The organism is Flavobacterium arabinosi (assembly GCF_048158725.1).
Classification (GTDB): domain Bacteria; phylum Bacteroidota; class Bacteroidia; order Flavobacteriales; family Flavobacteriaceae; genus Flavobacterium; species Flavobacterium arabinosi.
Map to the genome: position 1 here is coordinate 288595 of NZ_JBLNKX010000005.1, position 26004 is coordinate 314598.

Below are 26004 nucleotides of genomic sequence, written 5' to 3' on the forward strand. Positions count from 1 at the left end.
TGAAATAAATATTTAGTATTTGGGGGGTCTAATGGTATTGAAACAAAAAAAGCTCCCAAAAAGTGTCTGGGAGCTTTGTATTAATTTAAAACGGTGTACTTATATTTTGAAATTTTTATTTTTTGAAATTACTTAGATTGATAATATTTTTTTCTTAACCAAAAAGCGACATTTACTAAAATTATCAAAGCCGGAACTTCGACTAATGGACCAATAACTCCAGCAAATGCCTGTCCGCTATTGATACCGAAAACTCCAATGGAAACTGCAATTGCCAATTCGAAATTATTTCCAGATGCAGTGAATGAAAGCGCTACAGCATCTCTATAATTGGCTCCGATTTTTTTAGAAACAAAAAACATCAGGAAAAACATAATGGTGAAGAAAATCACAAGCGGAATGGCTATTCTAATTACATCCAGTGGCAAATCAACAATCATTTCGCCTTTTAAACTGAACATGACAACTATTGTAAAAAGCAAAGCAATTAACGTAATTGGAGAGACAAAAGGAATGAATTTTTGATTGAACCATTTGTTACCAATGTATTTCTTGATGGCATAGCGGCTAATTACTGCTAATGCAAATGGAATTCCTAAATAAATCCCAACTGTTGTAGCAATTTGGGCAACCGTAATATTTAATTCCAATCCTTTTATCCCGAACAATGGCAACATGATTTCTAAATAGAAATAAGCATATAAACCAAAAAAGAACACTTGAAGCAAACTATTAATTCCAATTAATCCAGCAGTTAATTCTCTATTTCCCTCGGCTAATTCATTCCAGACAATTACCATCGCAATGCAAGGCGCAATTCCAATTATGATTAAACCGGTCATGTATTCCGGATAGTCTTTTAAAAAGAATGTTGCTAATAAAAACATCAAAAATGGGCCAATAATCCAAGTGATTAAAAAAGAGGCGGTGAGTAATTTTGGCTTTTCAAACATTAAAGAAATTTTTGAAAAATCAATTTTAGTCAATGGCGGATACATCATTACTATTAATCCAATTGCCAAAGGAATATTGGTTGTTCCGCTTGAAAAGGAATTGATGAAACCGCTGCTTGACGGAATAAAATAGCCAATGGAAACGCCAATTATCATTGCCAGAAATATCCAAAGTGTAAGGTAGCTGTCGAGAAAGTTTAATCTTTTTTTAGAGGCCATTATTATGATTTTATTTGGGAGAATACATAGCACATTTCAGTTGCAATTTGCAAACTGCGTTCCTGATATTTTTCTGCTTGTTGTGGTGTGTTGTCAAACGCTTTTGGATCTTCAAATGTGATAGGAATACGCATTTCAGCACCTGCAATAAACGGGCAACCCCCATCTGCTTGCGAGCAAGTCAATATTGCTGCAAACTCACTTTGTGGGTTAAAATCGTCATCATAAGTTTTTGAAAAACCAATAACGGGATGTTCATTGTCGGAATATTTTATAGCATAAATTGGATTATTCCCTACTGCAATGGTTTTAATTTTAAAACCTGATTGTTCTAGTGTTTTGGCAGCCATAGGAAATAAAGCCGTTGCTTCAGTACCACCAGAATAGCAAAATACATTTTTGATATTGAAATGCGCCGCTGCTGTTTGTGCCCAAACTTGCGATAAATGGCTTCTTCTCGAATTGTGTGTGCAAATCAAGTTCAGCCTAATTTCTTGTTGATTACTAACTTTGTTTTGGATAAAATCAATAAGCGGTTGCAAAATGATTTTGCGTTCTGCTGTTATGATTTCAAAATCAAAAGCACAGATTGTTTTTTCGATTTCTGGAAATAGGATGGTTTTGGTTAAAGTCATTTTATAGTTTTAAAAAATTAGCAACAGCCTCCTCCAGGAGTACAGCAGCTTGATTGAGTAGGGATTTCGGATAATTTTACTTTTTGTTTTTCTCCAGGAATGCCACATTGATCTTGTGCTAAACAAGCTGTTTGTTTGTTTAAAAGAGTGAATGCTATTCCGTTGAATCCAATGTCGTATTTTCCAATAGTTTCGGCTTGGAATTCAACTTCAACCTCATAATCTTCGATTCCTAATACTTTTTCTGAAAGTGAGATGATGTCCAAAAGTTTTTGTGGTTTTAGACGGTGTTCGAAGTCATTGGCATCCCATAATTGGAAATTCACAACGGTTTCTTTTCGAACTTTTCCACCGCAATCAATAAAGTTTTTGGTGATTAAACCCACTTCGGTTACGTGAAAATGTTCTGGAACATAGGTTCCGTTTGGCAATACAAAAGCAACGTTTTCTAACGTGCTCAACTGTTTTTTAATTTCTGATAATTTCATGATTCTAGTAATTTAAAAATTAACAACATTGATTTTTCTTATTTTCTAAATAGGTGTTGATGTGCTGAAAAAAGCCTTTTATTTTATTAAAACCTTCTTCGTTGAGACAGTAACAAATGGCATTTCCTTCAAAATTGCCCTTTATAAGCCCGGCATTTTTTAGTTCCTTCAAGTGTTGGGAAACAGTGGGTTGTGCCAAAGGAAGTTCATTTACGATATCACCGCACACACAACTGTTTACTTTTATGAGATGTTCTATTATGGCAATTCGGGCGGGATGACCTATGGCTTTCGCCAATGTTGCCAATTCGTTTTGCTCGTCTGTAAAATGTTCTGATTTAGTAATTCCCATCGCTATATATTTATATTGCAATATTACGATATAGATAAATAAAAACCAAATTTAGAATACTAATTTTTCTTTAAATTTTTAATTGCCGCTCTGGTTTACTAAAGGCAATAGTAGTTTGATAAGCATTTTGAAGTTTATGCTTGTAAAGGAAATGTTTTAAGGTAAAATTTAAAATGTATTCGATACTAAGACTTCCAAAGGAATAGTCGTAAAAGATGCTTTTAGTTTTTGTAAATCGTCCAATTCACATCCATTTCGATAGAAAATCAATCAATTCTTCTCTCAATTCTTTAAATATTTTTTCAAAAACAACGATACCTTCTCGGTGCTTTTTATGGTCAGAAAATTTTTCATGATCAATACTATTAGGATTGTCAAGTGCTGCTGCTTCCAGATACAATTCATGACTTTTAATATCATGGGTTAAGATGTCAATCTGTTCCTTTTGAATGACTAACAGATTATTAAAATGATCGGCTAAGGAGCGTACCTCATTAGAAGTGTTTTTCTTTGCCACTTCCATAATTCGGTTATCCATAATTTTAAGTTCATCTTTATAAAAGGAAAGTTTATTTAACCATGCTTTGTGCTCTTCGTGTAATTGATAAATTGTTTTTTTAGTTTCCATTTTTATTTTTTTTAATAGTTTGCAATTAATTGAATCTGCGTTATTTCAAAATATTAAAGCTCAAATAGATCTTTTGGAATAGCATGAAAGCCTACCGATTTTACTTTGTTTTCAATATCATTAATCAATACCATTTTGGAGGTATGAACCGTGAATTCTCGTGGAAATATTTCAGCATTCAACAGCACATCTTTTATTCCGTCTAATTTCAATACGTTGGCTTTAATTTCGATTAAATCAACTTCTTCTATAGCATTTGTTCCAAAAATTTGACCATGATTTCCTGGAATTACATTGTCTTTTAGTGCGCTCATGTTTTTATTTTTTAAAAATTAGGAATGTAGTTTGGATATATTTAAATAAATATTTAAGTAGCTTAAAGTTAGTGATTTATGTTTTATTAATGTGAAAAATAGAATAGAAAAATATCGTTTTTTGGATTTTAGGATGAATGTTTGTTTACAGCATATTTTAGTAAATCTACGGGTTCTAATAGTCATTTTATCTTTGAAAAATAAAGCAGCTTCTTGTGTAGAAACAGCTTTGTATTTGTAACTTTGAAATCTAGCTGCACAACCGCATAATTGTGTATTTTTAGTAAAAAAATAATTAAAAATTCATGTTTTGACAATGATGTAAATCACTTGTTAGAAATGAAAAACTAAATTATATTGGATAAATATCGTAATAAGTCATAAAAATATTCATTTCAGCGCAATGGGTTCATCTGAAACTTTAGAAGAAAAATATTATATAAAAGCGGTTGATACGGATAAAAAAAGTATTTATTGCCATCATGATTTAATGGGCGAAATATTTATTCCAACCCACAAACATGAAAAAGCCCAAATGCTATATTCAGAAGGAGGCATTGTTTATGTTACCACTGAAACCAAAACTTATTTTCTTCCTGCACGCCATTTTATCTGGATTCCAGGCGGAATAAAACATAGTATTCATCCCAATTCGGATCATGTTATAATGCGGAATTTGTATTTTCCAATAGATTCGAATGAAGATTCTTTTTATGAAAAAGAAGGTATTTATCCCATTAATGATTTATTGCTGGAAATGATGCGTTTCACGAACCGATGGAACGGAAACCTAGAAAAAGGAACCAGAAATTTTACTATTGCCAATGCCATAAAAGCCATTTTACCGGAAATCTGTCTGATTAATTTACCATTATCGGTGCCTTTACCAAAGGATATTCGTCTGAATAAGATTATTAGCTATTTGGATAAAAACTTGGGAGAAACAATTTTGTTCTCTGATTTGGCCAATCGATTTGGTTTTAGTGAGCGCTCTTTGTATCGTTTGTTCCAAAAAGATTTAGGCATGTCATTCATTCAATATTTCACCATTAGAAGAATTTTAAAAGCAATTGAATTGTTACTCGAAAAAAAACGCTCTGTTAATGAAGTGGCACAAGCTGTGGGCTATAATAGCGTTCCAACTTTTAGCAATACATTTTTCAAGATTTTAGGACAACGCCCTTCTGATTATTTAAAAGGGATTGAAATATTAAAAAAGTAATTTTTTTGTAACACTTGTTTTCTGCAATCGTTGTAGTGATTTTATTGTTTTATATTTGTCCGAAATGAATAAATAGTTGGCTTCAGTTGATTTTACGGCATGAATTAAATTAGGGAACTTTGCACCACATTCCTTTATCTATATTATGTTTCTTAAAAAACGGGTTCTTTTGAACCAATCGAAAATTAATTTTTCTAAAAACACAGTGTTATTATTCCTCTTCTTTCAAGGGATAACTTCAGTACAAGCTCAACATGTTACTGATATTTCTTTAAATGATGCTTTAAAAATCGCTAAAGAAAATAATAAGACGATTCAGAAATCTCATATCGAACAGCGTATTTCAGAAAAAGAGATTGCCGGGACAAAAAATCTTCGTTTGCCGGAAGTTAATTTCAATGCGATGTATTCCCGATTATCAGATTTGACGGAATACGAAGGCGGTTTTTTCTCGGATAAACATACGTACACTCCAGAGCCTGGCACCGTAATATATGATGCGGTTACAAAATTTGAGATGCCACTTTATGCAGGTAATAGAATCAATAATGCGATTAAAAAATCAAAAGAGGAAAATGAAATTGCCAAAATCAGGGTAGAGAAGACGCAGAATGATGTTCAATTGCAGGTTATCGCTACTTTTTTGGGCATTTATAAAATGATGGAACTCCAGAAAATCATTGGTGAAAGCATTAAAGAAGAACAGGAACGATTAAAGGAAGTGAAAGCTTTTAAAACCTTTGGAACCGTTACTAAAAACGAAGTGTTGCGTTCTGAATTGCAATTATCTGACAGAGAACTCAATTCGTTAACGAATAAAAAAAATATCAGGATTGCGCTTCAAGAGTTGAAAACAGTCTTGCAGTTGCCAGAAGAAGGAGAAATTGCCATTGATACAACAGGCTTACTAGATATTGCTCCTTTGAACGATTATGATTTCTATTTTAAAGAGACGCTTCAAAACGAAGAAATGCGTATCGCAAATAGAGAAGTAGACGTTAAAAAAACAGAGTTGAAGATAGTGAAAGGAAATTACTATCCTAAGGTCAGTTTCTTTGGTAATTATAATCTAAAATATCCTGATTATATGTTATTTACGCTGAATCGCCCGTATCTCTATACTATAGGACAAATAGGAGTGGAGGCTACTTATAATTTGTCTGGGTTGTATAAAAATAAAGCCAAAGTTCAGGTTGCCAATTTAAAAGTGGACTTGCAAAAAAATGAATCGGAACTAGTGAAAAATGAAATGGTGGATAAAGTATTTAGAAATCATACCCAATATCAGGAAATACAGGACAAGCTACCGGTTACGGACAAAGCATTGGATTTAGCCAATGAAAATTACCGTATTGTAAAGGTAAAATACCTCAATCAACTGGTGTTGATTACTGAAATGGTCGATGCGGACAATGCGTTACTTCAAGCAAAATTCAACAAAGTTTCGACTAGAATAGATGCAGTTATGAAACAGTATGAATTGCTCCATACGGCAGGATTACTCAACAAATAATAATTTCAATTTAATATAATTTAGTTTCAAATTTATATGGTAAAAGTTCATAATTCGTCAAGAGCTCATCGATCATTTCATAGATTAATCACCGTGATTGCAAGTATGCTGGTTCTCGGCGGAATTGTTTTAGGGATTTGGTTTTATATTTTTAATAAAAATCATGAAGAAACTAATGATGCTCAGGTGGATCAATATGTAACGCCAATTATGGCCCGAATTACGGGTTATGTTACCGAAGTGCGTTATAATGAAAATCAATTTGTTCACAAAGGCGATACGTTGCTGGTAATTGACAATCGAGAATACAAAGCGCATTTAGACATGGCATTGGCAGATGTTGAAAACGCAAAAAGCAATAGTATTGTGATCGAAAAAAATGTCGCAACAACTTCTAATGTGACTTCCGTTAGACAAGCTCAGTTACAAGCTGCAAAAACGGAAGTTTGGAAAACAAAACTGGAATACAATCGCTATAAAGGATTAGTAAGCCAGGAAGCGGCTACCGAACAACAGCTTGAAAAAGTAAAAGCGGATTATGAATTGGCACAAGCACATTATCAGGAAATAGCGAACACGATTCAATCGGCGGCATTGAACACGTTAGAAGCTTCGGCTAAAAGACCAACGGCTCAAACGGTAATTCAGTCCAAACAAGCTGTTGCAGACAATGCCACTTTGTTTCTTTCTTACACCGTAATTACCGCTCCTTATGATGGCTGGGTGGGAAAAAAAATGATTCAGCCGGGACAAATGATAAAAGAAGGACAGAACTTAGTCTCTATTGTTAGCAAGGAAAAGTGGATTACGGCTAATTTTAAGGAAACGCAACTGCAGTATTTATCCATTGGCCAAGAAGTGGAGCTAAAAGCAGATGCAATAAGCGGAAGAGAATTTACGGGAAGTATTGAATCATTATCGCCAGCCAGTGGGGCGCGTTTTTCATTATTGCCCCCTGATAATGCAACGGGTAACTTTATAAAAATAGAACAAAGAATTCCGGTTAGAATAAAATTAAAAGAAAATGATGCACAAACGGACTTTCTCAGAGCCGGTATGAATGTTACCGTTATAGCCGAACACAAATAATCAGATGTCAGAAGTAAGTGTTTTTAAATCTTGGGTTCCTAATTGGGCTATTATTGCTATTATCTTTTTCTGCATGCTGCATTCCATGGTTTTATTGGGAGTGTATACTTCCAATGTAACGTATGCAGCGAGTTTTTTGGACGTAGAAGTCGAAGATTTACAGTTTTCGATGTGTGTTACTTATGGGACTTTTTTAGCTACCATTCTCATCGAAAGTCGATTTTTTAAGTTTTTCCCAACCAAGAACTATTTTTTGGTAATTTATAGTTTGGCAGCTTTGACATTTATACTGACGGCGTACACCCAAAATTTTTCTTTGTTTATTATGTTAAGAATGGCCGAAGGAATTCTGATGGCATTGCCGGTTTTACCTTTACGACAATTTTTGATTGCTCGGTTTAAGTCTAAAAATGCCGTGATTATTGCTTTTACGCTTAATTATGGCGCTTTGATGTTGGCTTCCCCATTTATAATGAATATTGCGGTGTGGTTGTTGGAGAATTACGATTGGAAGTATATGGCGTATGGTTCCGCTTTTTTCCAAATTATATGCGTGGCTTTGGTCATGATTACCTTTAATAACAATCGGTTTCATAAAAAAATTCCTTTGTATCAAATTGATTGGGCCAGTTTTATTCTTGTGCTTACTGCTATTTTATCTGGCAGTTATTTTGTGGTTTATGGGCAAAAAAAATATTGGTTTGAATCCCCCCAAATTGTCGCAGCGCTCATTGTTGCCTTGCTAACAGGAGGTTTTTTTATCGCCCGACAAATGCTGGTGAAGAGACCTACTTTTGATATGCGAGTATTTCGGTATGCGAATTTACGAACCGGATTGTTATTGTCTGTGGTTTTTTATATTGCCAGAGCAACGTTGAATATTTGTCACAGTACGATGGCTGTTGTTTGGAATTGGGAACCTTCAAGAGTGGCGCATGTACAATATTTGAATCTAACAGGAAATATAATTGGAATGATTTTGACAGGGCTTTTTTTGGCTAAATCAGTTTCTTCCAGATATATTTTTATAATAGGATTTTCACTTTTAGCTTTATTTCATTTCTGGTTCACTTTCCTTTTTGTGCCGGATGCTTCCTTAACGGATATTGTGATTCCGTATATGTTGCAAGGTGTGGCTGTTGGAATAATATTTGTTCCGTTAGTCATGTTTACCGTATCTGCCGTTCCTACTCATTATGCTCCGTTTGCGGGAGTAGTGGGAGTTTCAGGGCGTTTTTGGGGAAGTATAATGGGTTTTGCAATGATTCAAAACGCATCGTTGTTTTTACAAAGTACCCATTTTACAAAATTCAGACAATTTGTTCTACCCGAAAGCCCAGAAACGCAAATGCGTGTCGAACAAATCACCAAAAGTTTTATGGCTAAAGGCTATAATGTGGATGACTCCAATAAATTAGCGATGAAACAAATTATCAGTTCGGTTTCAAAACAATCGGTTTTATTGTCCAATATGGAAATCTTTACCGTTATTGGTTATCTAATGTGTATTGTCGTTATTTTTCTATTGCTTAATCAGCATTTAAGACAAACATTTGACCTTTTCAAAAATAGAATTTGGGGTACTTAAAAAAAAGTGCCATGAAACCGTTTAAAAATAATATCCTATTCTAATTAAGTTAAGAATAGGATATTTTACTTTTTGGAACAATTAACCTTCGGATGTTTTTGTAGGCTCTTTTTTGTCTAAACCTCGTTTTCTTAGCAAAGGCACAACACTGGGTTCTGATCCACGGAAACGTTTGTACAAAACCATTGGTTCTTCGGTCCCGCCTTTTTCTAAAATGTCTTTTCGAAATGATTTGGCTTTTTCAGGATTGAATAAATTGGTTGTTTTGAAGACTTCAAAAGCATCCGAGTCCAAAACGCCTGACCAGATATAACTGTAATATCCAGCTGAATAACCGCCTGAGAAAATATGATTGTAATACGTGCTTCTGTATCTTGGAATAATTGACTGTATTAAACCGATTTCGTCCATTGCATTTTTCTCAAAAGTATTGGCATCTATTGTAATTGTTGCCTTTTGAGTGTGATATTTTAAATCTAAAAACGAAGCTGCCAAGTACTCTGTGGTCATAAAACCCTGATCAAAAGTGCTTGATTCTTGCATTTTTTTTATCAAATCATCTGGAATGACTTCTCCTGTTTGATAATGTTTGGCATACATTTTTAAAACTTCAGGTTCTCCGGCCCAATTTTCCATAATTTGCGAAGGCAATTCAACAAAATCTCTTGGAACATTTGTACCGGCTAAACTTCTGTAGGTTACATTCGATAATAATCCGTGTAAAGCGTGACCAAATTCATGGAAAAAAGTCGTCACTTCGTCAAAAGTCAATAAAGCGGGACTGTTTTCTGTGGGTTTAGAAAAATTGCAAACAATAGAAATTATTGGAGCTTGTCTTGATCCGTCTACTGTTTTTTGGGTTCTGTAGGAGGTCATCCAGGCGCCGCCACGTTTAGAATTTCTGGGGTAAAAATCCATATATAAAATACCTAGATGCGTTCCGTCAGATTCTGAAACTTCCCAAACATCAACCTCTTCATGGTACTTTGGTACTTCATGTAAGGGTTTGAATTGCAAGCCGTATAAGTTTTCGGTAACTTGAAAAACGCCTTTTCTGACATTTTCTAAACTAAAATAAGGCTTTAGTTCCTGCTCGTCTAAATCAAAACGTTTTTTTCGGATTTTTTCAGTGTAAAATCGCCAATCGTAGGGCTGCACCGAATCATTTATTCCGTCTTTTTTCATCATTTCCTGAATGTCTGCGGCTTCTGTTTTGGCAATTTCTAAAGCCGGTTTCCATAAATCATTCAAAAGGTTATATACAGTTTCTGGAGTTTTGGCCATAGTTTCTTCCAAAACATAATGAGCATGCGTTTCATAGCCAAGAAGTCTGGATTTTTCTCCGCGAAGATTTGCCAATTTTAAGGCATTTTTTTTATTGTCAAAATCATCATTATGATTGGAACGGGTTTGATAGGCTTCCCAGATTTGCTGTCTTAAATTTCTATTGGCACTATATTGCAAAAACGGAATTACACTGGAATTGGATAAAGTAAAAACCCATTTCCCTTCGTTTCCTTTTGATGTTCCCTCGGCAAAAGCGGCAGTAATTAATTCCTGCGGTAATCCGGATAAATCGTTTATATCTTCAATAACCAATTTGTATGTATTGGTTTCAGCCAAAACATTTTGGCCATATTTCAAACAAGTCAGCGAAAGTTCTTCATTTATTTTTCTCAGTCTCTCTTTTTCTGAATCAGCTAAATTTGCTCCGCTTCGTACAAATGCTTTGTATAAATTATCCAAAACTTTAGCTTGTTCTATATTCAGATTTAGTTTTTCTTTTTCATTCCAAAGCGATTTTACTTTCGAGAATAATTTTTCGTTCAAATAGATATTGTCGTTGTGAGCCGCTAAGTTTGGAGCAAGTTCTTTGGCTATATCTTGAAGTTCATCGTTGGTATTTGCGCCATTCAAATTAGAAAATACCATATTGACATTCAAAAGAAATTCCCCTGCGTTTTCCATGGCAAGAATAGTGTTCTCAAAAGTGGGTACATCTATATTCTCTGCAATTTGATCAATTTGTGCCTGATGTATTTTAATACCTTCTAAAATAGCGGGTTTAAAATGTCCATTTTTTATTTTATTAAAAGGAGGAACATTATATGGTGTATTATAGGGCTGAAAAAATGGATTCATTGCTTCATTTAGGTCGTTTTCTTGGGCTTCAATTGGTACCATTTTGTTGTTGTTTATAAAAATAAAAAAATAGTTTCTGTAAATTTAACAGAATCCAACTGGATTAAGAAACTGTAGCATGTTATTTAATGTTATTTTAAGAAATTTAGCAGTAAAATAATCTTGTTTAAAATAGAATGGATTCTCACCAAAGCAATGATTAATTTGAATTAATTATTTACTGATTAGGAAGCTTAAAATTAGAAAAAAGTGTAAAAAAGGTTCCCGTTATAAAATCAGGATTAGAGGATGTTTTTTCATAGTTATAAAATGCATTTTTGTTTAAAAATGATTATCTTAGTGTTCTGTAAATCAATTTAATAAAACATTAAAATGAAGAATAAAGATGATAAATCAAATCTAAATAATATGAAACCTGTTAAGGAAGATAAAAATAAAGTACCGGATTCTCTTTTGTATCCACCAAGCGAAGATATGTATAGTCAGTTCCACAAAGAAATGGAAATTGACCCGGAAGATATTACTAAAAAGAAGGCACCTGTTGAAATTAATAATGTAAGGGAATTGAATCAAAAAGATTTTGAGGAAGATGAATCTGGCAGTGATTTAGACGTTCCCGGATCTGAACTGGATGATGATAAGGAAGACATGGGAAGTGAAGATGAAGAAAATAATAATTACAGTATAGGTGGTGATAATCACAGCAATTTAGACGAGAATACCGGAAAAAGTTGAACCCAATCTAAATATTTTTTAGCTTGCTTATTGACTGATTTCACGAATATATCAATTCCATACCTTTTAGATTTATTTTAACTCTAATTTTATTTATCATGATATCTTTAAATAAATACAATCAAAAGCGTAATTTTAATGTTACCGCCGAACCCGAAGGTGCAATTAAAAAATCAATAACCGAATTAGTTTTCGTCATGCAAAAACACGCAGCTTCCCATTTGCATTATGATTTTCGGTTGGAAATGGACGGTGTATTAAAAAGTTGGGTCATACCGAAAGGACCCTCCATGAATCCCACTGATAAAAGGCTGGCGATTATGGTGGAAGATCATCCTTATGATTACAAAGATTTTGAAGGAATTATTCCTGAAGGAAATTATGGAGCAGGAACTGTTATAATTTGGGATAATGGAAGCTATACCTTAGCTGACAAAGAAGGTGCTGACAATATCGAAAAAAAATTAAAATCTGATTTGAAAGAAGGACATCTTAGTTTTATTCTAAATGGAAAAAAGCTCAAAGGTGAATTTGCATTGGTAGAACTAAAAACGAAAGAGGAAAATACTTGGCTTTTGATAAAGAAAAATGACCAATATGCAAGTGATGAGGATGTTTTGGAACAAGATAAGTCTGTAATTTCAAATAGAACATTAGAAAGTTTAGAAAAATAGATAGATTGAAAAGTTGTTTAAATAGAAGAAAACTCCAAAGTTTTGAAGCTTTGGAGTTTTCTTTACTACAGAATTCATAAATCAGTATTAATGTATTGTTTCTAGTTTTAAATACAATCGATCAGCTTCATTTTCTAATTTTTTAATTTCATTTTGCCAATGGATAATATCATTTTCTATCAAGTTAATCTGTTCCTCCCTTTCGCTTTCTGTTCTTAATAATTTAAAATCTTTGGCATCAATTAATTTATTTTGATCTTCTTCTAAATTAGCATTGTTAACAAGGATTATTTTCTTGATTTCTGAAATTCGGTAGTTTACAGAGTCTTTTTTTTGTTTAGAGAGTCTATCTGAGTCTATTTTTTCTTGAATAGCAGTTTGTAACTTTTCCTCGTCAGTTTGTTTTTGTTGCAGTTCAATTTGTTGGTTTTGAAATTCGGTTTGGTGATTTTTTTGGTCAAATTCTAAACTTCTGTTTTCTTGATAAGTATTGAAAATAAGTGTTACAATAATTAAAGTTATAATTCCAAAAGCTAAAAAAAAGATACTTTTATCCAATCCTAAAATAGTTTGACTTACTACTTTTTCATCCTCTTTAGGCAAAAGGGGAATCCTGTTTAGAGGTGGAGGTATTACTGATAAAATACTGTTTAATTCAGGAATGTCTGCGGCATATTTCCATTCGTCCATACCTTCAAACCATATTAATGTTGTTTTTGTTATTTTCTTAGCTTTTAATTCGTCCAAGAGAAATGGACCGCTGTTTTCAGTTCCGTTATGAATGTAATAGGTTTTCATTTATAATATTTAATGGAGTGCTTATTTATTGTTAATCAAATTAATTGTTACTTTAACCATCATGTTTTTGTCATCAGATTTGGATTCAGCTATCATCAGAGTTATTGCTACCAGTGCATTATCATCAATAACTTTTCTTGTTTCGTGATACAATAATCCATTACGATCTAGGAACCAAACAAAGAGAAAAGCTGCAATTCTTTATTACCATCCGAAAAGGAATAATTTTTAGTGACAAAACACAATAAATGTGCCGCTTTTCTTTGTACTGAGGGATATAAATCTATCCCGTCAAAGGTTTGATAAATTGTTTCTAAGGAGCTTTTAAAAGAATCATCTTTTTCATTGCAGTTTTCGCAAATTTTGCGACAACTGATTCTTTATCCAATTTCCCTTCATTTAATACATTATTAACATGCTTACCTATGTTTTGATATCCCTATCAAATAAAACCGCGATTTGCTCTCTGTTTAGCCAAACAGTTTCGTTATCAAGACTTACTTGAAGTTCTACATTGTTGTCTGAAGATTTATATATTTCTATCTGATTATTCATTAAGCTGCAATTTTAAATTCAAATAATACGCTCATTATGCCGCTAATTTATCATTTTCGTTCAACCATTTCGTAGTCAATTAGCGGAATAGTGGTTCTTGATTTTTGTTTTACATGGTAATAAAAACAAAAATAACAAAAAGGACTTTGTTTATAGAATAAAGAATCAAAAAAATATTTTAGAGTTTATTGTGTAAAGCAAGAGAAAATTGATGCAATAGACTTTAGGTTTTAATGAAAAAATAACGCGATGGCAATCTCCAGTGCAATTAATATGATAACCACCCATTCCAGTCGGGAGCTTTCCCGTACGTTCAGTACATCGGTAAACAATGTAAGATTGTTTTCTACAATTTGCAAGCGATAATCGAGGTCTTTAAAACGGGTATTAATATCAAAATTAGCTTTGAGGTGGCGGTTGAGCAGATTGAGTTCTTCATTATCCCATACGAGATTTGGGTCGTCAAGAATATATAAATTGTCTACAATACTGTTCTTGACATTCAGTACTTTACCAATGTATTTTAGTAAATTGGTTTTAGAAATACTGAGTTTCCCGCGTTGTTCTAATTCGAGAATGTAGTGTTTTGAAGAGGTAATGAGTTCGTCAGTCAATACTTCGTAATATTCAAGTGCAACAGATTGCGCAATATTAAGCATAACGATTCGCATGAGGGAGGAATCTATTTGAGAAGCGGTGACATAATTGTTTTTTACAATGACTTTTTGCAGTGTTTCATCGGTTTCAATGCGGTATTCTTCTGATAAATTCAAATCGACCAAAGTAGTGGCGTAATTTTTTATAAAATTCACGAATTCACTTTTGGCAACTGCATCATAATTGGCAAAGACCACAACACCATAATCAAAAACATATAAATAACGCTCGTTTTCTTCCAATGCATAAAACACTTCGGAAGTGGAACCCGAATGCGCTTCGGCACGAAAACCGGCACGGAATTTCTTCATATTGAAGGATTCCGCAATTTGAACAGCTTCGATTCTGATTTCCATAATCAAACTATTTTATACAAATTTAAGGAAAATTCAGATTTTATATCCGTCTTTGCGTCATTGTTTTGTTTTTATCAATACGTTGGAATCTCTCTCTTGATAAAAATGGGTTGTTTTTTCTATATATCTGTAAATAAATAGAATGATTGTTAATTTTATGAATAAATTTACTGTTTAACTACTCGTTTTCCGATGTCAGAAATGGATTTGGATTTAAACTAAAAACTAAAAATAGAATAGCATGAAAGATATTGCAAAACGTTTCACACAAAATCCATTACTATCCCCTGCAGATTTAACTGCCAGTAGAGAAGGCTTACAAATTACCTGTCTTCTCAATCCGGGTGTATTTCAATTTGAAGGGAAAACATGGCTGATTGTTCGTGTAGCCGAAAGACCGGAACAAAAAGAGAATATCATTTCGTTTCCTATTTTAACGGAAACTGGAGCTATTAAGATTATCGAAATTCCTACAGATGATCCCGAATTAGATGCAAGTGATGCCAGAGTCATTAATTATAAAGGAGTTGATTATTTAACTACGCTTTCTCACCTGAAATTATTGTGCAGCGAGGATGGGCATCATTTTTATGAACCAGAGAATTATCCGCTTTTAGTTGGTGAAGGTGTGCTGGAAACATTTGGAGTTGAAGATTGCAGGGTAACGCTGCTCGAAAATAAATATTACCTTACCTATACAGCTGTTTCTGATAATGGAGTAGGAGTAGGTTTACGCACAACAACCGATTGGAAAAATTTTGAATCACACGGAATGATGCTGCCACCTCACAATAAGGATTGTGCTATTTTTGACAAAAAAATTAATGGGTTGTATTACGCTTTACACCGTCCGAGCAGTGTTGATATTGGAGGAAATTATATTTGGATCACTTCTTCTCCTGATGGGTTACACTGGGGAAATCATCATTGTATTATTAGAACCAGAGCCGGTCTATGGGATAGCAAAAGAGTGGGTGCCGGTGCTGGTCCCATAAAAACAGAAAAAGGCTGGTTGTCTATTTATCATGGAGCCAATGCCGCACATCAATATTGTTTAGGGGCTTTTTTAATGGATTTAGAAGACCCGACAAAAGTAATTGCACGAACGGAAGACCCTATTATGGTACCCACCGCAACCTATGAATTGACAGGTTTTTTTGGAAATGTAGTCTTTACTAACGGGCATGTGGTACATCCTGATGGCGATACCGTTACCATTTATTACGGAGCTTCGGATGAGTTTGTTTGTGGTGCTGAGTTTTCTATTAAAGCTATTTATTCACTTTTAAAATTTAACTAATGTTCAAGAAACTACAAACAGAAATTGGTCATTTTAAAAGTCAGACCCACAATTTTCAAATATTAGTACTTACAAATCTGGTCTATGCCATCGTTTTGCCTGTGATAGATATTTTTGTGGCTGCTTATGTGATGAGAAGTTCCAATGATCCCGTAAAAGTGGTGATTTATCAGCTTACTATTTACACCGGAATTCCGCTTACTTTTTTATTGAATGGCTATTTGTTGAAACATTTTAACATTAGAAAATTATATTCGGCTGGAATGATGCTGAGCGGAGTTTCCATGATGATTATGATGTCGTTGAAAACACTCGATTTAGTAGGGATTGGATTTGCTGGAATTACTATGGGACTGTCTTTTGGTTTTTATTGGTCTAACCGGGATTATTTGGCATTAGCCATTACCAATGATACGAATCGAAATTATTATTATGGTTTAGAAACTTTTTTCTATACCATTATAGCCGTTATCATTCCTATTACTATTGGTTGGTTTATTGAATCAAGTGGAGACGAAGCACAGATACATACAGCTTATTTAATCATTACCGGAATCGTGTTTTTAGTGACTGTTGCGGCATCTATAGTTTGTTTTAGAGGGACCTTTAAAAACCCGGAACAGAAACGATACGTATTTTTTAAATTTCATCAGTTATGGTATAAACTGCTGTCCTTGTCTTTGTTGAAAGGATTGGTACAAGGTTTTCTGGTAACGGCGCCCGCCATGCTTATCATGTTATTATTAGGCAAAGAAGGAGCATTAGGAACGGCACAATCTATAGGAGCAGTAATTGCTGCGGTAATTATGTATGTTTTAGGAAGGCTTTCTAAACCATCAGATCGTATAAAAATATTTACCGCCGGATTGTCTTTATTTGCTTTAGGAGCTGTAATCAATGGGTTATTATTCAATCAAACAGGCGTAATTTTATTTATCTTATTGTTGCTGATTGCAAAACCACTAATGGATTTGGCTTATTTCCCAATCCAGTTTAAAGTAATCGATATTGTTTCAAAAATAGAAAAGAGAGGCGAGTTTGCTTATATTTTAAATCATGAAGCGGGTTTGTTTGTAGGTCGTTTTTTGGGTGCTGGAACATTTCTGGTTTTGGCTTACGCCATCTCTACTGAAATTGCGTTGCGATACGCTATTGTAATTGTTGCTGTATTGCAGTTGAGTTCTATTTATGTAGCCAAAAAAATTATTGCGGACGGAAAATTGCTTGCACCGGATGAAACAGAAATTGATGTTAAAGTGCTGAATGAAGTAGCAGAAAAATTGGTGTAATACAACGGTTACTATTTAAAATATAGTTGCAACTAAATAAAAACAAGGAATGAATACTATTTTTAAAATCACTTTCACAGGGCTGTTTTTTATCCTTTTCGGAATAAATGGAACGGCCCAAGTTAAACAACAAAAGATAGCTCGTGTGGATCAAATGCCCAACTTGCCAAAACCATTGCAAATCATCGATTATAAAAAAATGGCTGTCCGTTTTGATAGTACCGTATATGATTTCAATGCCAAAGGTAAATATTGGCCGATGGTATGGATTGACAGCAGCAAAAAAAATTTTCCTCAAGACGTTGTAGGTATCTATACTGCAGTGGCCGATGTAAGGCAAGGTAAAAATAACAAAGGTATGTTTCATGAAGCTTTGGCTACTATGGGAGCGACATTAGGAGCGAGTTTAGTAGGAATAGACAAAAGCAAGCAACAAAATTTAAATTATGTTGGTATGCTGAAAAATTATTTCAATGCCGAAACAGGTTGGGATATTATGATGAATAATACGTGCCCGGAAGTCGCTTTATTGGGAGGTGGTTACGGTCGTGACTGGTGGTACGATGTGTATCCGAATCTCTTGTTTTATGCCGTTTATGATAAATATCCTAACGAACCGGGCTTTGATGATATCGCTAAAAGTATTGCCGAAAAATTCTTCAAGGCCGATTCTATATTGAATGGGAATTATAACTATTCCTATTTTGATTATGGCAAAATGAAACCCATGAAAAATAATATCTGTGCGCAGCCTGATGCAGCGGCGGGACATGCTTGGGTTTTATATGCAGCGTATAAAAAGTTTGGAGATCCAAGATATTTAAAAGGAGCCAAAAGTGCTTTATCCGCACTACAATCACAACCTATAAATCCAACGTATGAATTATTAATGCCATTTGGTGCTTATTTAGCGGCAAGAATAAATGCTGAAGAAGGGAAGCAATACGACACCAATAGAATGCTGGGTTGGACTTTCGACGGAACCGCAATATGTCGTGAAGGTTGGGGAGTATTGGTGGGTAACTGGAATGGAATTGATATTTCAGGAACAGTTGGTAGTACAGTAGATCACGGTGGTTATGGTTTTTTGATGAACACTTATGATATGGCTTGGCCATTGGTTCCAATGGTTCGCTACAATCAATCCTATGCGACAGCAATTGGTAAATGGATGTTAAATGCAGCTAATGCATCCCGTTTTTTTTATCCGCAGTACATGCCGGATGAGCACGAAACGATTCCGCATCTTGCTGAGGTTAGCAAAGGAGTAATCGGATATGAGGGTATCATTCGTCAATCCAGTTATAAAGAGCATGAACATTTAAAAGGACCTGTTGCACAAGGTGACGGACCACTTTGGGTACTTGGAGAAAATCCAAAGGAATCTCAATTCAGTGTTTATGGCAGCGGACACGCAGGTATTTTTGGAAGTATTATCCGTGCAACTGATGTTACGGGGATTTTACAATTGAATTTACTGGCTACTGATTTTTATAGTGATAAAGCCTATCCTTCTTTTTTATATTATAACCCTTATACCACTAAGAAAAAAGTTTCAATAGAAACAGAGCAAGGAAAAAAAGTGGATTTGTATAATACAGTTTCTGAACGTTTTGTTGCCCGTAACGTTTCTTCTTCGGCTAAAGTAAAGATTGCACCAGAAAGTGCTGCGGTAATTGTTTGTGTTCCCTCTGGCGGTAAAATAACCTATGAAGGTTCTAAAATGCTGGTGAACGGTGTTGTTGTAGATTATAACTTTCAACAGAAAAAATAAAAGGATTAGCTTATGAAATCGAATCTGTTAATCGTTGCACTGCTTTCTTTCATTATGTTTAATACTAGTTTAGTAGTGGCACAAAATACGCAGTACTCACAAAATTGGTGGAAAGAATCGGTGTTTTACCAAATCTATATGCCCAGTTATGCAGATAGCAATGGCGATGGCTATGGGGATTTTAAAGGAATGACTGATAAGCTGGATTATTTGAAATCATTGGGTATAAATGGAGTCTGGCTCACACCATTTCTGACTTCGCCAAAGGTGGACAATGGGTACGATATTGCTAATTATTACGAGGTAGATCCCACTTATGGCAGCAAAGCTGATTTTGATAAATTTTTGACTGAAGCGCATAAAAAAGGAATCAAAGTAATTATGGATATGGTTTTGAATCATACTTCTACGGAATGCAAGTGGTTTCAAGAATCCCGGAAATCAATTGACAATCCGTACCGGGATTATTACATCTGGAGCGATAAGCCCAACAATTGGGAATCTTTTTTTGGCGGAACTGCATGGGCAAAGGATACGTTGACAAATCAATATTACTATCATAAGTTTGATAAAAAAATGGCCGATCTCAATTGGTCCAATCCTAAAGTGGTTGCTGAGGTTCAAAAAGTACTTCGATTTTGGCTGGATACTGGTGTGGATGGATTTCGATTGGATGTGATTAATTTTTTAACGACTAATGGAATTACAGCTGATAATCCTGTCAAAGACGGACAGCAAGAACATCGTAACGACATAGATCAAGAAGGAGTGAAAAATGCCATGCGAATTATAAAATCGACCGTAAGCGAGTATGATAATCGTTTCATAGTTGGCGAAATAGGAAGCGACAAAATCGAGGTTTTAAAGCAGTATCAGTCACAAGATTTGTTGGATGTTGTTTTTAATTTTAACTTTGGAAGCATCAAAACATTTTCCTCGCAACGTATTTTTGACGAATTGCAAAGCATGGAAAAAAACATGAGCAATTATCCCACTTTGTTTTTTGGAAGTCATGATATGCCCCGAATGATGGACCGATTAGCCGATGGGAATCCGGATAAAGGGTTGGCATTAGCGGCTTTGATGCTTACCGCTAAAGGAGTTCCCTTTGTTTATTATGGTGAAGAAATTGGGATGCATAATAGTATTGCCAAGAACTTGGATGAAATGGTAGATATCCAGGGAAGAACTCATTATGAATTGGCTTTAGCCAAAAGTAAAAACCCTGATGAAGCACTTATTGAAGGGAATGAGCACAACCGTGATAAATCCCGAAGTCCAATGCAATGGAATGGAAATGCTTTTGCAGGATTTTCAACCCAGAAAACGTGGATTAAAATTAATCCGGATTACAAACAAGTCAATGTTCAGCATTTAATGAACAAAGAAAATGCTATTCTCAATAGTTACAAAAAATTGATTGCGTTACGGAATAATGAAAAAGTGTTACAATATGGAAAATACGACCGATTGGAACATAGTGATAATCAAATTTTGTTTACCCGGTCTTTTGAAGGAGACAAAATCACCGTGGTCATTAACTTTGGCTTAGCAAAAGAAATCAAGCTTCCAAAAGGAGTAAAAATCCTGATGGGAAATCCAAAATTAAAACCAAACAGTTTTATTATTTACAGAAAATAATATTAGCAGAAATTACATCAATCGAATATTTATTACTTTTAAAACCATAAAAATGAATCTGAACCTACCTGATAATTTAGAAAAAAGCACTGTTTTTGAACAAATTGCAGCAGCGTTAAAACAAGAAAATTTCAAGGTTATAAAACAAGATGAAACGCGTCCTTGGGGAGGCTTTTTTGTAATTGATGAAAGCCAGGCGAGTGCTTTTGCCGCTAAATTTTTTCCACATCTTGGAATGGATGCGATCAGAATTACAAATAAGTTGAGTCCGAAAATTTTGGTAGTTGCTCCAAATAAACGTTTGTCATGGCAATTTCATCATCGCAGAGCAGAAATATGGAAAATACTCTCCGGAGTTGTAGGAGTTAAGACTAGCTTGACAGACGAAGAAGGAGCACTTCAAAAATTGGCTCCGGGTACTTTTATCCAAATGGACAAAGGAGAACGTCATCGCTTAATAGGATTGGATTCATGGGGAATAGTAGCCGAAATTTGGCAACATACCGACCCTGAAAATCCTTCCGATGAAGAGGATATCGTTCGTTTACAGGATGACTTCGGCAGATAAATAAAAGTTTTTTTAGTTTTAAAACATTATAATTCAATTAACACCCAAGAATATAGGTCTTTGGTGTAAATGCTTAATTTTGCTCAAAATTTGAAATTTAAATGATGAACAATATTCCAATTTCTATACTAGAATTAGCAATAATTACCCAAGATAGCGATGCAGGCGAAACATTGCAAAAAACAAAAGAGGTGGCGCAACTTGCCGATAGTTTGGGGTATAACCGATTTTGGTTAGCCGAACATCATAATATGGCACACGTCGCTAGTTCGGCAACGGTTGTTCTGATTGGTTATATTGCCAGTCAAACACATAATATTCGAGTTGGTTCAGGTGGAATTATGTTGCCAAATCATTCGCCGCTTATCGTTGCGGAGCAGTTTGGAACATTAGAACTGCTCTATCCTGACCGGATTGATTTGGGTTTAGGAAGAGCACCAGGAACCGACTCGCTAACCGCTCAAGCCATTCGAAAAGATTTCTTTGAACAATCACAACGATTTCCACAAAATGTGGCTGCACTCCAAGATTATTTTTCAGTGGAAAATGCTACGGCAAATGTGCGAGCTTTTCCTGCAGAGGGGACAAAAGTCCCTATTTGGATTTTAGGTTCCAGTATGGACAGTGCTGCGTTAGCTGCTGCCAATGGATTGCCGTATGCATTTGCAGGGCATTTTGCTCCCAAACAGATGTTACAGGCGTTTGAATTTTATCGTGACAATTTTCAGCCCTCTTCATTTTTGGACAAACCCAAAACTATGGCATGTGTTAATGCGATCGCCGCCGATACCGATAAAGAGGCTGAAATTTTGTCAACAAGTTTAACGCAAATGTTTCTGAATTTAATACGAAACGATAGAAAAGGACTGCAACCTCCAGTTGATTCTTTAGATGGTATTATGAGTGATGAGGAACTTTTTCATGTAAATCAAATGACAGCCTGTTCATTTGTGGGGAACAAAGAGAAATTAACAACCGAATTGCAGCAATTTATAGCTTATTCCCAGATTGATGAATTGATGATTACCAGTCCCATTTTTAATCATCAGGAGAAATTGAAAAGTTTGCGACTCATGAAAGAAGTTATCGATACTTTAAAATAGTATTTGGTCTAAAGTATAGGAATCGTTTAAAAATAAAAACCTGAAACAAAGGCTTCAGGTTTTCTTTTTATAATAGCCAGAATTTTTTTATATGTGAGGGTATCTTAAAATAAACTATGATTTACTTTTCTTCAAAGCATCCATCAATTCCACCATATCCACTACAGCGTAAGTCGAGGAATAGTCAGATACGGCGTAGGGTAATATAAGACTGTTGTTGTGAATAATTGAACCGCAAGAATACACTACATTGGGTACATAGCCTTCTCTTTCATCTTCTAATGGAGAAAGTAAGGGTTCTTTAAGCCTTCCAATTTCCTTCGAAGGGTCATCAAGATCAAACAGTGAAGCTCCTATGCAATAGCGTCTCATGGCACCTACACCATGGGTGATAACCAACCAGCCTTCTTCGGTCCAAAGGGGTGATCCACAATTTCCGATTTGTGTAAATTCCCACGGATAACGAGGCTCCTGAAGCATAACCGGATTGTCCCATTGTGTAACCCTATCCGAATACATAAGGTAATTGTTAACCCCATCAATTCTGGAAAGCATAGCATATTTGCCTTTTATTTTTCTAGGAAATAGTGCCAGGTTTTTATTTTTAGCGCCCGCTCCATGTAAAGGCATTACACGGAAGGAATAAAAATCTTCAGTAGAAATAAGTTTTGGAAGAATAGTATGACCATTATAAGCCGTATAAGTTGCTATTATTCTTTCTGATTTATCATCATCCACAAAGCGTACAAAACGAGCATCTTCAATACCACGACTTTCAGAATCTGATATCGGAAATATAACACGTTCAGTAATATCGGAATCGTGCTTGAATTGCAAATCATAAAACGAATCCGCCAACCAAATCACTTCTTCAAGGGCAGTTCTCCTCTCCTGGCGAATCATTGGATCGCTTAAGGCTTTATTTACCATACTTTTTAATACGGCATACTCAAATTCATTCGGCAGGTCCTGCATAATATGGGCTGAGTATTTGTTCGAAGTATGCATTTCTGCCAATTTAATCAAAAATCGTTCTTTGTTATATAACGTTTTGTGTACAATCTCTGCTTTATCAATGTTATTCCCAATTTTCATCACATGTAGATTGTTATTCTTATCCAAGATTCCCCTCCTAAAAACGATTGAAGAGATATGACCTTCGCCAGTGGCACGGAAAGAAATAATGACCCGTTTTTCACCCATTTCAAGGCCCGACTGATCGAAATCTTCCACAATGGAAGGGTTGAAGAAAGCTGCTGATTCTATAGCGTACTCCATTGTACAGTAAGAACCGATGAGCATTTTTCGTTCAGCAGACAGGGCGTCATAATTGATTTGCATTCCTTCAATGATTCCTCTAATTTTTTCACAATGCCTGAAAAATGTGCTAGAAATATTTCGATGCCGTCTGGCAAACTCCCGAAGTGTATGTTCTAGGGTATCTACGACTTGTTTTTCGTCCAACATCATTATATGGCTTACCATTTTTTTGGTCCGTTGATCGCCGTTTATAAAATATCGGGCAACAACCCTCTTGGAATCAGGACTAAATATTACATTTTTTCTGATGACGGAAACTCGCATAGATTTATTTTTAAATTATAATAAAATAAGTGTGCTTTTAATGTAATAATGAAAGCGGTTAGATATTGCATCATAATATAGTTTTGGAATTTCTTTAATAAGTTGGGATTTTGAAAGCTCAAACTTTAATTATGTACTATATCAAAATTACGAAAAAATAAATATAAAAATAAGGGAGAAAAATTGGTTTACAGGGTGAATGCTGTTTTTTTAGACCTGATAATGAAATATTACAGAAATAAAATTTTAAATATTGATTTCGATTAGCTTTATATTTTTAACATTTAAAAGAAAAAGAAAATCGCTTCACAAGTCAAGGCTTTTAATAAAACACGACTGGCTTTTAGAATCAATCCTGAATGTTCTTGAAAAAATATAAAATTAGGGAATAATTAAAAGCAGAAAACCCGAAACTTACGTTTCGGGTTTTAATTTTGCGGAGAAAGAGGGATTCGAACCCCCGGACCTGTAACAGTCAACAGTTTTCAAGACTGCCGCATTCGACCGCTCTGCCATTTCTCCAGCATGTCGCTTTCATTACCTGATTGCGAGTGCAAATATAAGAACCTTTTTTGGTTATACAAATCTATTTTTATAAAAAAAGCATCTATTTTTAGTACTAATTTTTAAATGTTTCATTTTCTATACTTTAGAGGAAACTTATTTTTGCAAAAAATTAAAATTTAGGTTTAATACTTTACGTATTCTGTTATTTCTAGTCCATAACCAATCATTCCAACACGTTTTGTCCCCTCGGTATTGGATACCAATCTTATTTTTGAGATATCAATATCATGTAATATTTGAGCACCAATACCAAAATCTTTACTGTCGATAACAATTTTAGGCGCTTTCATCACACCTTCACTTTGTAGTAATTTTAGTTCTGTGATACGACTTAGTAAATTAACCGATTGCATATCCTGATTGATGAAAATAACGGCACCTTTTCCTTGCTCATTAATTACTTTAAACATATCATCAAGCTGTTGGTCTGCATTATTAGTCAATGTGCCTAATAAATCATTATTTACCTGTGAGGAATTGATTCTGGTTAAAATGGACTCACCCAAATTCCAAGTTCCTTTTGTTAAAGCAATATGAATTTGTTTGTTGGTTGTTTGCTGGTAAGCACGTAATCTGAATGTACCAAAACGGGTCTCCAGATCAAAATCTTCTTTTTTTACAATCAGACTGTCATGTTGCATTCTGTAAGCCACTAAATCTTCAATAGAAACTAATTTTAAATCGAATTTTTTAGCCACTTTCACTAATTGTGGCAAACGCGCCATCGAACCATCTTCATTCATGATTTCAACAATCACTCCCGCTGATTTAAAACCTGCGAGTCGTGCAAAATCAATTGCAGCTTCAGTATGTCCAGTTCTTCTTAAAACACCTCCTTGTTTAGCAATAAGAGGAAAGATGTGTCCTGGTCGTGCTAAATCATGTGGCTTTGTTTTGGAATCAACTAATGATAAAATAGTTTTAGCTCTATCTCCCGCTGATATTCCGGTAGTTACTCCATTCCCTCTTAAATCTACTGAGACTGTAAAAGCAGTTTCCATTGGATCTGTATTGTTACTAACCATTACATGGAGTCCTAATTCTTTGCAACGGCTTTCTGTTAATGGAGCACATATTAATCCGCGGCCGTGAGTAGCCATGAAGTTAATCATTTCGGGTGTTACTTTTTCGGCAGCAGCCAAGAAATCACCTTCATTTTCTCTATCTTCATCATCAACAACAATAATAATTTTTCCTTGTCGAATATCTTCAATCGCTTCTTCTATTGTGTTTAGGTGTATTTTATTTGTAACCATGATT

Annotated in this window: 24 protein-coding genes and 1 tRNA gene; 12 read left to right on the top strand and 13 right to left on the bottom strand. The window is 34.7% G+C overall.

Translation table 11 applies throughout. The annotated features are described in order from the left end of the window. Window positions 1–128 precede the first annotated feature (128 nt). The 6 genes from arsB to ACM55K_RS12415 all read right to left on the bottom strand — a co-directional run bounded on the left by arsB (window position 129) and on the right by ACM55K_RS12415 (window position 3589). On the bottom strand, window positions 129–1172 hold the full coding sequence (gene arsB / locus ACM55K_RS12390) for an ACR3 family arsenite efflux transporter (RefSeq protein ID WP_416850566.1): 1044 nt from the start codon (window positions 1170–1172) through the stop codon (window positions 129–131). 2 nt (window positions 1173–1174) lie between these two features. Further along, window positions 1175–1807 (bottom strand): arsenate-mycothiol transferase ArsC, encoded by a 633-nt coding sequence (locus ACM55K_RS12395; protein ID WP_416850567.1) that lies wholly within the window; start codon window positions 1805–1807, stop codon window positions 1175–1177. Between the two features lie 17 nt (window positions 1808–1824). Beyond that, complete coding sequence (locus ACM55K_RS12400) at window positions 1825–2295, bottom strand: DUF6428 family protein (protein ID WP_416850568.1); 471 nt, start codon at window positions 2293–2295, stop codon at window positions 1825–1827. Between the two features lie 19 nt (window positions 2296–2314). Then, window positions 2315–2647, bottom strand: a complete 333-nt coding sequence (locus tag ACM55K_RS12405; protein ID WP_143388120.1) for an ArsR/SmtB family transcription factor — start codon at window positions 2645–2647, stop codon at window positions 2315–2317. A gap of 244 nt (window positions 2648–2891) precedes the next feature. Continuing rightward, window positions 2892–3275: a hypothetical protein gene (locus ACM55K_RS12410; protein ID WP_416850569.1), complete on the bottom strand. Its 384-nt coding sequence runs from the start codon at window positions 3273–3275 to the stop codon at window positions 2892–2894. Between the two features lie 53 nt (window positions 3276–3328). Then, a complete protein-coding gene (locus tag ACM55K_RS12415) occupies window positions 3329–3589 on the bottom strand; it encodes a heavy-metal-associated domain-containing protein (protein ID WP_416835581.1) in 261 nt (86 codons plus the stop codon). 403 nt (window positions 3590–3992) lie between these two features. On the opposite strand from ACM55K_RS12415, the gene ACM55K_RS12420 reads away from it, so the two are divergent. The 4 genes from ACM55K_RS12420 to ACM55K_RS12435 all read left to right on the top strand — a co-directional run bounded on the left by ACM55K_RS12420 (window position 3993) and on the right by ACM55K_RS12435 (window position 9001). After that, window positions 3993–4811: a helix-turn-helix domain-containing protein gene (locus ACM55K_RS12420; protein ID WP_416850571.1), complete on the top strand. Its 819-nt coding sequence runs from the start codon at window positions 3993–3995 to the stop codon at window positions 4809–4811. A 169-nt stretch (window positions 4812–4980) separates the two neighbouring features. Further along, the gene (locus ACM55K_RS12425) at window positions 4981–6324 is read left to right on the top strand and encodes a TolC family protein (RefSeq protein ID WP_416850572.1); all 1344 of its coding nucleotides are present in this window, start codon (window positions 4981–4983) and stop codon (window positions 6322–6324) included. Window positions 6325–6360: 36 nt separating this feature from the next. Beyond that, window positions 6361–7413: an HlyD family secretion protein gene (locus tag ACM55K_RS12430; protein ID WP_416850574.1), complete on the top strand. Its 1053-nt coding sequence runs from the start codon at window positions 6361–6363 to the stop codon at window positions 7411–7413. Window positions 7414–7417: 4 nt separating this feature from the next. Further along, on the top strand, window positions 7418–9001 hold the full coding sequence (locus ACM55K_RS12435) for an efflux MFS transporter permease (protein WP_416850575.1): 1584 nt from the start codon (window positions 7418–7420) through the stop codon (window positions 8999–9001). An 81-nt stretch (window positions 9002–9082) separates the two neighbouring features. Here ACM55K_RS12435 and ACM55K_RS12440 read toward each other — a convergent pair whose 3' ends face one another. Further along, window positions 9083–11185, bottom strand: coding sequence for a M3 family metallopeptidase (locus ACM55K_RS12440; protein ID WP_416850576.1), 2103 nt, complete (start codon window positions 11183–11185; stop codon window positions 9083–9085). 330 nt (window positions 11186–11515) lie between these two features. On the opposite strand from ACM55K_RS12440, the gene ACM55K_RS12445 reads away from it, so the two are divergent. Both ACM55K_RS12445 and ACM55K_RS12450 read left to right on the top strand, forming a co-directional pair. Continuing rightward, window positions 11516–11878 (top strand): hypothetical protein, encoded by a 363-nt coding sequence (locus ACM55K_RS12445; RefSeq protein ID WP_416850577.1) that lies wholly within the window; start codon window positions 11516–11518, stop codon window positions 11876–11878. Between the two features lie 98 nt (window positions 11879–11976). Continuing rightward, complete coding sequence (locus ACM55K_RS12450; protein ID WP_416850578.1) at window positions 11977–12552, top strand: DNA polymerase ligase N-terminal domain-containing protein; 576 nt, start codon at window positions 11977–11979, stop codon at window positions 12550–12552. Window positions 12553–12639: 87 nt separating this feature from the next. Here ACM55K_RS12450 and ACM55K_RS12455 read toward each other — a convergent pair whose 3' ends face one another. The 3 genes from ACM55K_RS12455 to ACM55K_RS12465 all read right to left on the bottom strand — a co-directional run bounded on the left by ACM55K_RS12455 (window position 12640) and on the right by ACM55K_RS12465 (window position 14918). Further along, complete coding sequence (locus ACM55K_RS12455; protein ID WP_416850579.1) at window positions 12640–13350, bottom strand: DUF4339 domain-containing protein; 711 nt, start codon at window positions 13348–13350, stop codon at window positions 12640–12642. A 167-nt stretch (window positions 13351–13517) separates the two neighbouring features. Then, complete coding sequence (locus ACM55K_RS12460; protein WP_416850616.1) at window positions 13518–13727, bottom strand: Fic family protein; 210 nt, start codon at window positions 13725–13727, stop codon at window positions 13518–13520. Window positions 13728–14135: 408 nt separating this feature from the next. Next, on the bottom strand, window positions 14136–14918 hold the full coding sequence (locus tag ACM55K_RS12465; RefSeq protein WP_416850580.1) for an RMD1 family protein: 783 nt from the start codon (window positions 14916–14918) through the stop codon (window positions 14136–14138). A gap of 241 nt (window positions 14919–15159) precedes the next feature. On the opposite strand from ACM55K_RS12465, the gene ACM55K_RS12470 reads away from it, so the two are divergent. The 6 genes from ACM55K_RS12470 (at window position 15160) to ACM55K_RS12495 (ending at window position 22593) form a co-directional block, all read left to right on the top strand. Next, window positions 15160–16218: a glycoside hydrolase family 130 protein gene (locus ACM55K_RS12470; protein ID WP_416850582.1), complete on the top strand. Its 1059-nt coding sequence runs from the start codon at window positions 15160–15162 to the stop codon at window positions 16216–16218. Further along, entirely contained in the window at window positions 16218–17507 is a 1290-nt protein-coding gene (locus tag ACM55K_RS12475) for an MFS transporter (protein WP_416850583.1), read from the top strand. Before ACM55K_RS12470 ends, ACM55K_RS12475 begins: the two co-directional genes overlap by 1 nt. Before the next feature lie 49 nt (window positions 17508–17556). Beyond that, complete coding sequence (locus ACM55K_RS12480) at window positions 17557–19281, top strand: glycoside hydrolase family protein (RefSeq protein WP_416850584.1); 1725 nt, start codon at window positions 17557–17559, stop codon at window positions 19279–19281. 12 nt (window positions 19282–19293) lie between these two features. Then, window positions 19294–20922: an alpha-amylase family glycosyl hydrolase gene (locus ACM55K_RS12485; protein WP_416850585.1), complete on the top strand. Its 1629-nt coding sequence runs from the start codon at window positions 19294–19296 to the stop codon at window positions 20920–20922. Between the two features lie 52 nt (window positions 20923–20974). After that, complete coding sequence (locus ACM55K_RS12490) at window positions 20975–21490, top strand: cupin domain-containing protein (protein WP_416850587.1); 516 nt, start codon at window positions 20975–20977, stop codon at window positions 21488–21490. Between the two features lie 101 nt (window positions 21491–21591). Then, entirely contained in the window at window positions 21592–22593 is a 1002-nt protein-coding gene (locus ACM55K_RS12495) for an LLM class flavin-dependent oxidoreductase (protein WP_416850588.1), read from the top strand. A 114-nt stretch (window positions 22594–22707) separates the two neighbouring features. Here ACM55K_RS12495 and ACM55K_RS12500 read toward each other — a convergent pair whose 3' ends face one another. The 3 genes from ACM55K_RS12500 to ribB form a co-directional block, all read right to left on the bottom strand. Next, window positions 22708–23688, bottom strand: a complete 981-nt coding sequence (locus tag ACM55K_RS12500; protein WP_416850589.1) for a glycoside hydrolase family 130 protein — start codon at window positions 23686–23688, stop codon at window positions 22708–22710. Window positions 23689–24614: 926 nt separating this feature from the next. After that, a tRNA-Ser gene (locus tag ACM55K_RS12505) sits at window positions 24615–24699 on the bottom strand. Between the two features lie 167 nt (window positions 24700–24866). After that, window positions 24867–26000 carry a 3,4-dihydroxy-2-butanone-4-phosphate synthase gene (ribB, locus tag ACM55K_RS12510; RefSeq protein ID WP_416850590.1) on the bottom strand — a complete coding sequence of 378 codons (1134 nt, stop codon included), beginning with the start codon at window positions 25998–26000 and terminating at the stop codon, window positions 24867–24869. Window positions 26001–26004 lie beyond the last annotated feature (4 nt).

Coding starts and splice junctions, on each gene's coding strand:
- arsB (WP_416850566.1), bottom strand. CDS start 1,172: ATGGCCTCTAAAAAAAGATTAAACTTTCTCGACAGCTACCTTACACTT.
- ACM55K_RS12395 (WP_416850567.1), bottom strand. CDS start 1,807: ATGACTTTAACCAAAACCATCCTATTTCCAGAAATCGAAAAAACAATC.
- ACM55K_RS12400 (WP_416850568.1), bottom strand. CDS start 2,295: ATGAAATTATCAGAAATTAAAAAACAGTTGAGCACGTTAGAAAACGTT.
- ACM55K_RS12405 (WP_143388120.1), bottom strand. CDS start 2,647: ATGGGAATTACTAAATCAGAACATTTTACAGACGAGCAAAACGAATTG.
- ACM55K_RS12410 (WP_416850569.1), bottom strand. CDS start 3,275: ATGGAAACTAAAAAAACAATTTATCAATTACACGAAGAGCACAAAGCA.
- ACM55K_RS12415 (WP_416835581.1), bottom strand. CDS start 3,589: ATGAGCGCACTAAAAGACAATGTAATTCCAGGAAATCATGGTCAAATT.
- ACM55K_RS12420 (WP_416850571.1), top strand. CDS start 3,993: ATGGGTTCATCTGAAACTTTAGAAGAAAAATATTATATAAAAGCGGTT.
- ACM55K_RS12430 (WP_416850574.1), top strand. CDS start 6,361: ATGGTAAAAGTTCATAATTCGTCAAGAGCTCATCGATCATTTCATAGA.
- ACM55K_RS12435 (WP_416850575.1), top strand. CDS start 7,418: ATGTCAGAAGTAAGTGTTTTTAAATCTTGGGTTCCTAATTGGGCTATT.
- ACM55K_RS12440 (WP_416850576.1), bottom strand. CDS start 11,185: ATGGTACCAATTGAAGCCCAAGAAAACGACCTAAATGAAGCAATGAAT.
- ACM55K_RS12445 (WP_416850577.1), top strand. CDS start 11,516: ATGAAGAATAAAGATGATAAATCAAATCTAAATAATATGAAACCTGTT.
- ACM55K_RS12450 (WP_416850578.1), top strand. CDS start 11,977: ATGATATCTTTAAATAAATACAATCAAAAGCGTAATTTTAATGTTACC.
- ACM55K_RS12455 (WP_416850579.1), bottom strand. CDS start 13,350: ATGAAAACCTATTACATTCATAACGGAACTGAAAACAGCGGTCCATTT.
- ACM55K_RS12465 (WP_416850580.1), bottom strand. CDS start 14,918: ATGGAAATCAGAATCGAAGCTGTTCAAATTGCGGAATCCTTCAATATG.
- ACM55K_RS12470 (WP_416850582.1), top strand. CDS start 15,160: ATGAAAGATATTGCAAAACGTTTCACACAAAATCCATTACTATCCCCT.
- ACM55K_RS12475 (WP_416850583.1), top strand. CDS start 16,218: ATGTTCAAGAAACTACAAACAGAAATTGGTCATTTTAAAAGTCAGACC.
- ACM55K_RS12480 (WP_416850584.1), top strand. CDS start 17,557: ATGAATACTATTTTTAAAATCACTTTCACAGGGCTGTTTTTTATCCTT.
- ACM55K_RS12485 (WP_416850585.1), top strand. CDS start 19,294: ATGAAATCGAATCTGTTAATCGTTGCACTGCTTTCTTTCATTATGTTT.
- ACM55K_RS12490 (WP_416850587.1), top strand. CDS start 20,975: ATGAATCTGAACCTACCTGATAATTTAGAAAAAAGCACTGTTTTTGAA.
- ACM55K_RS12495 (WP_416850588.1), top strand. CDS start 21,592: ATGATGAACAATATTCCAATTTCTATACTAGAATTAGCAATAATTACC.
- ACM55K_RS12500 (WP_416850589.1), bottom strand. CDS start 23,688: ATGAAAATTGGGAATAACATTGATAAAGCAGAGATTGTACACAAAACG.
- ribB (WP_416850590.1), bottom strand. CDS start 26,000: ATGGTTACAAATAAAATACACCTAAACACAATAGAAGAAGCGATTGAA.